At 61.6% G+C, this 4,975-nt stretch carries 5 protein-coding genes and 1 pseudogene; 3 read left to right on the top strand and 3 right to left on the bottom strand.

Annotated features, from left to right (window positions below; all coding sequences use genetic code 11):
* Positions 1-166 precede the first annotated feature (166 nt).
* The 3 genes from ACTNBU_RS12340 to ACTNBU_RS12330 all read right to left on the bottom strand — a co-directional run bounded on the left by ACTNBU_RS12340 (position 167) and on the right by ACTNBU_RS12330 (position 2,721).
* Positions 167-2,032, bottom strand: coding sequence for a heavy metal translocating P-type ATPase (locus ACTNBU_RS12340; protein WP_441034369.1), 1,866 nt, complete (start codon positions 2,030-2,032; stop codon positions 167-169).
* Between the two features lie 61 nt (positions 2,033-2,093).
* Positions 2,094-2,312 (bottom strand): cation transporter, encoded by a 219-nt coding sequence (locus ACTNBU_RS12335; RefSeq protein ID WP_441034367.1) that lies wholly within the window; start codon positions 2,310-2,312, stop codon positions 2,094-2,096.
* Positions 2,313-2,358: 46 nt separating this feature from the next.
* Positions 2,359-2,721, bottom strand: a complete 363-nt coding sequence (locus tag ACTNBU_RS12330) for an ArsR/SmtB family transcription factor (RefSeq protein WP_441034366.1) — start codon at positions 2,719-2,721, stop codon at positions 2,359-2,361.
* A 153-nt stretch (positions 2,722-2,874) separates the two neighbouring features.
* On the opposite strand from ACTNBU_RS12330, the gene ACTNBU_RS12325 reads away from it, so the two are divergent.
* The 3 genes and pseudogenes from ACTNBU_RS12325 to ACTNBU_RS12315 form a co-directional block, all read left to right on the top strand.
* On the top strand, positions 2,875-3,348 hold the full coding sequence (locus ACTNBU_RS12325; RefSeq protein ID WP_441034364.1) for a PaaI family thioesterase: 474 nt from the start codon (positions 2,875-2,877) through the stop codon (positions 3,346-3,348).
* A 139-nt stretch (positions 3,349-3,487) separates the two neighbouring features.
* Positions 3,488-4,678 carry a dicarboxylate/amino acid:cation symporter gene (locus ACTNBU_RS12320; RefSeq protein WP_441034362.1) on the top strand — a complete coding sequence of 397 codons (1,191 nt, stop codon included), beginning with the start codon at positions 3,488-3,490 and terminating at the stop codon, positions 4,676-4,678.
* Positions 4,679-4,802: 124 nt separating this feature from the next.
* Positions 4,803-4,975: pseudogene (locus tag ACTNBU_RS12315) on the top strand (IS5/IS1182 family transposase); the annotation flags it as partial.

Genomic DNA, 4,975 nt, shown 5'->3' with positions numbered 1-4,975 from the left:
AAAAGCCTGTGTCAGCAGGCGTTTGCGCCGCGCAGCGGCAGCTTTTCGGCCCGCTGCGCGGGCAGAAAAGCGAGGCATTGTGAAGGCTGTCGAAAAAGTCCCTCGGACTTTTTCGACAGCCAGAGCGCCGCGGTTTTTCCGCGGCGCTCTCTTTTGGATCGGCAGGTCAGACCACATCGTCCACCCGCAGGGTCCGGGTAGCGTTAAGGATGGCGATGACGGCCACGCCCACGTCGGCGAACACCGCCTCCCACATGGTGGCCGCGCCGAAGGCGCCCATCACCAGCACCACGGCCTTCACGGCCAGTGCGAACCAGATGTTCTCTTTCGCCACCCGCAGGGTCTTCCGGGAGATGCGGATGGCGGCGGCGATCTTGGAGGGCTTGTCGTCCATGAGGACCACGTCCGCCGCCTCGATGGCGGCGTCGGAGCCCAGGGCGCCCATGGCGATGCCCACGTCCGCCCGGCCCAGCACCGGGGCGTCGTTGATGCCGTCGCCCACGAAGGCCAGCACGGCGCCGGGCGTCTTGGCCGCCAGAAGCGCTTCCAGATGGTCCACCTTGTCCCCGGGCAGCAGTCCGGCGTGGTATTCGTCCAGACCCAGCCGCCGGGTGATGTCTTCCGCGGCGGCCGGATTGTCGCCGGTGAGCATCACCGTCTTTTTGACGCCGGCAGCCTTCAGGGCCTGGATGGCCTGCGCCGCATCGGGCTTGGGCTGGTCGGAGATGACGATGTGACCGGCGCAGACGCCGTCGATGGCCACATAGACGATGGTGCCGGGCAGATCGCAGGGCTTCCAGACGGCCCGCTCCCGCTCCATCAGACGGCTGTTGCCCACGGCCACCGGTCGGCCGTCTACCCTGGCCAGGACGCCGTGGCCGGCGATCTCCTCCACGCCGGACACCCGCTGGGCGTCCAACTCCGCCCCGCAGGCGGCTTTCAGGGAGAGGGAGATGGGATGGTCGGAGTAGGACTCCGCCAGGGCGGCGGTCTCCAGCAGCTGCTTCTCCGTGAAGCCTGATTCCGGATGGATGGCGCTGACGGAGAAGGTGCCCCGGGTCAGGGTGCCGGTCTTGTCGAACACCACGGTCTCCGTTTTGGCCAGCAGCTCCAGATAGTTGCCGCCCTTCACCAGAATGCCGCACTTGCTGGCGCCGCCGATGCCGCCGAAAAAGCTGAGGGGCACGGAGATCACCAGCGCGCAGGGGCAGGAGATGACCAGGAAGATCAGCGCCCGGTGGAGCCAGTCCGTCCAGACGGTGCCGGTCAGGAACGCGGGGAGCGGGTCCAGCACCGCCAGCAGAACGGTGGGGACGGCGAACAGCAGAACGGCGGCGATGACCACGCAGGGGGTGTAATACCGGGCAAACCGGGTGATGAAGTTCTCACTGGTGGACTTCTTCTCGCTGGCGTTCTCCACCAGATCCAGAATTTTTGCCACCGTGGACTCCCCGTAGGGCTTTGTGACGGTGATCCGCAGCAGGCCCGTCTGGTTGACGCAGCCGCTGATGACGCTGTCCCCGACCCGGACGTCCCGGGGCGCGGCTTCGCCGGTGAGGGCGGCGGTATCCAGGGAGGAGGCTCCCTCCAGAACCACGCCGTCCAGGGGGATGCGCTCGCCGGGCTTCACCACGATGGTTTCCCCCACCGCCACGTCCTCGGGGTCCGCTTCCTCCAGCCGGCCGTCCCGCTCAATGTTGGCGTAATCGGGGCGAATGTCCATCAGCGCGGCGATGGACTGGCGGGACTTGCCCACGGCGTGGCTCTGGAACAGCTCACCCACCTGATAGAACAGCATGACGAACACCGCCTCGGCGTACTCCGCCGTGGCGAAGGCGCCTACGGTGGCCAGGGCCATCAGGAAATTCTCATCGAAGACCTGGCCGTTGAGGATGTTGCGGACGGCCCGCCACAGCACGTCCCAGCCCACGATGAGATAGGGGACCAGGTACAGGGCCCAGGGCAGCCGGAGGTTAGGCAGCAGCACCAGCAGCACCAGCAACGCCGCTGCCGTCAGAATGCGGGTCAGCATTTTCTTCTCTTTTCGGGATAATCCGGACACGGGGGAAACCTCCTTTGTGGGGGAGCGGGCGTCACAGCTTGATGACGCAGTCCGGCTCCACCTTTTTGCAGACTTTGACGACCTCTTTCATGATATCATCGAACCGGGCGTCGTCGGCGTCGATGGTCAGCTTCTGAGATAAAAAGCTGACGGTGGCGTCATGGACGCCGTCGATCTTCTTAATGGCGGTCTCCATTTTCGCCGCGCAGTTGGCGCAGTCCAGATCCACCATGCTGAAACGCTTCTTCATAATGATTCCTCCTTGTAGTATTTGCAAAAATAATTCCAAATAGTTGTTATTCGGACACGTGCTCCAGACCCTGGTCGATGATGGTCTTCACATGATCGTCCGCCAGAGAGTAGAACACGGTCTTCCCATCCCGCCGGGATTTCACCAGCCGGGCGTTTTTCAGAGCCCGCAGCTGATGGGAGACGGCGGACTGGGTGAGTCCCAGCAGCATGGCGATGTCGCAGACGCACATCTCCGCCTCAAACAGCACGTAGAGGATACGGACGCGGGTGGAATCGCCGAAGATGCGAAACAGCTCCGTCAGGTCGTAGAGGGTGTCCTCGCTGGGCATCTCCTTCTGCACTTTTTTCACGATGTCCTCATGGGCGTGAATGAAGTCGCAGCACTCCACGGTATAGCGGTCTTCCATAGGCACCTCCTAATATATGAATAATTGCTCATATGTTCATTATACACAATGAGACGGCGTTGTCAACCCCGCGGCGAAAAAAGTGGAAAAGTTTCAGAAAATGTGATAAACTGACAATCGCTTTGAAAAATACAGAAAAAGGAGCGCACAGCTATGGCGGAAGTACAACAGGACATCCATATGGCGGAAGTACAACAGGACATCCAGGATATTCTGGCGGGCAACGCCTTTACCCTGCACAATTTCATTGAGGCGGAGTCCGTGGAGCGGGACCGGGCGGTGTTCCGGCTGGATGTCCGGCCGGAGAGCAAGAACCCCTACGGCATCGTCCACGGTAGCGCGCTGTACACGCTGGCGGACAACGCCACCGGCGTGGCGGCCTGCACCGACGGACGGCACTATGTGACCCAGAACGGGTCCTTGAATTTCCTGAAAAATCAGACCCAGGGGACCATCCGGGCCGCCGCACATGTGCGCCACCGGGGCCGGAGCACCTGCCTGGTGGATGTGGACATCACCGGCGACAACGATGTGCTTCTGGCCACGGGGCAGTTCACCTATTTCCGGGTGGACATCCAGATCCAGAAGACGGAGCAGAGCGGAGCGTCCGGCACAAAAACCCTGTAACCCGGGGAATTTCAGGGAAAACCCGCGTTGACATTCCGGAGGAGAAACGGTAGTATAGGAACGGAGAGCCCGTCCGGCAGCAGCGCCGGAGGTGGACTTGCCGAAGGTCCGTCCATCAAATCATCAAGGAGAGAAGAAAATGAAAAAACTGTTTGACAGCCTGCCCTTTCGCCTGCTTTTGGGCATTGCGGTGGGCATCCTCTGCGGACTGGTGTTCCCTGAGAGCGTCATGAAGGTCGTCGTCACCCTCCAGTACATCATGGGCCAGCTCATCACCTTCTGCGTGCCCCTGATCATCATCGGCTTCATCGCCCCGTCCATCACCCGGCTGGGCACCAACGCATCCCGGCTGCTGGGCGTGGCGGTAATCATCGCCTACGTCTCGTCCATCTGCGCGGCCTTCATGTCCATGGGCGCGGGCTACGCCCTGATCCCCCATCTGTCCATCGACACCAGCGTGGCGGGACTGCGGGAGCTGCCGGATGTGGTGTTTGAGCTGAACATCCCCCAGATCATGCCGGTCATGAGTGCCCTGGTGCTGTCCATCCTGCTGGGTCTGGCGGCCACCTGGACCAAGTCCCAGAAGACCATCGACCTGCTGGCGGAGTTCCAGAACATCGTGTTGTCCGTCGTCACCAAGGTCATCATCCCCGTGCTCCCCTTCTACATCGCCGCCACCTTCTGCAACCTGAGCTATGAGGGCATGATCACCCGCCAGCTGCCCGCCTTCCTCCAGATCATCCTCATCGTGATGCTGGGCCACTACATCTGGCTGGCGGTGCTGTACCTGCTGGCCGGCGCCTATTCCAAAAAGAATCCCTGGGAGGTGCTGCGGCACTACGGTCCCGCCTACCTCACCGCCGTGGGTACCATGTCCTCCGCCGCCACCCTGGCCGTGGCCCTGCGCTGCGCCCGCAAGAGCAGCGTCCTCCGGGAGGACATGGTCAGCTTCGGCGTGCCTCTGTTCGCCAACATCCATCTGTGCGGCTCCGTGCTGACGGAGGTCTTCTTCGTCATGACCATCGCCAAGATGCTGTACGGCTCCATTCCCTCCATGGGCACCATGATCCTATTCTGCCTACTGCTGGGCATCTTCGCCATCGGTGCGCCCGGCGTCCCCGGCGGCACCGTCATGGCCTCCCTGGGCCTCATCACCGGCATCCTGCTGTTCAAGGACGAGGGTACCGGCCTGATGCTGGCCATCTTCGCCCTGCAGGACAGCTTCGGCACCGCCTGCAACGTCACCGGCGACGGCGCCCTGACCCTGATGCTCACCGGCTATGTGGAAAAGCACGGCATCAAGGATACCAATCTCCAGAGCCCCGTGTAAGATCCACGGACGATCCGAACATAAAAAGCCCGGGCGCGCAGCGCCCGGGCTCAGGCTGTTGAAAAAGTCCAGCATAGCTGGGCTTTTCGCATTTATATGGTAAAATAAGCATGGGTGATGAAAGATGCTTGAACGAGGGAAGCTGGATCGTGGAATCGTAGAAATCGTGGATACAGAAAGTTTGGCGCCGAAAGATCATCTGCTGCGGAAAATAGATGCGGCGGTAGATTTTAACCGACTCTACGAAATGGTGGAACTGCTGTACAGCGAAGATAACGGACGGCCCAGCGTGGACCC

It is taken from the genome of Dysosmobacter sp. HCP28S3_G4, from assembly GCF_052065175.1.
GTDB lineage: Bacteria > Bacillota > Clostridia > Oscillospirales > Oscillospiraceae > Oscillibacter.
Note: the sequence above shows the minus strand (reverse complement) of the source record. Positions and strands in the feature narration are given on the sequence as shown.

What these genes read in the sequence shown, in the direction of transcription:
- ACTNBU_RS12340 (WP_441034369.1), bottom strand. Translation starts at nt 2,032, where the DNA reads ATGCTGACCCGCATTCTGACGGCAGCGGCGTTGCTGGTGCTGCTGGTG.
- ACTNBU_RS12335 (WP_441034367.1), bottom strand. Translation starts at nt 2,312, where the DNA reads ATGAAGAAGCGTTTCAGCATGGTGGATCTGGACTGCGCCAACTGCGCG.
- ACTNBU_RS12330 (WP_441034366.1), bottom strand. Translation starts at nt 2,721, where the DNA reads ATGGAAGACCGCTATACCGTGGAGTGCTGCGACTTCATTCACGCCCAT.
- ACTNBU_RS12325 (WP_441034364.1), top strand. Translation starts at nt 2,875, where the DNA reads ATGGCGGAAGTACAACAGGACATCCATATGGCGGAAGTACAACAGGAC.
- ACTNBU_RS12320 (WP_441034362.1), top strand. Translation starts at nt 3,488, where the DNA reads ATGAAAAAACTGTTTGACAGCCTGCCCTTTCGCCTGCTTTTGGGCATT.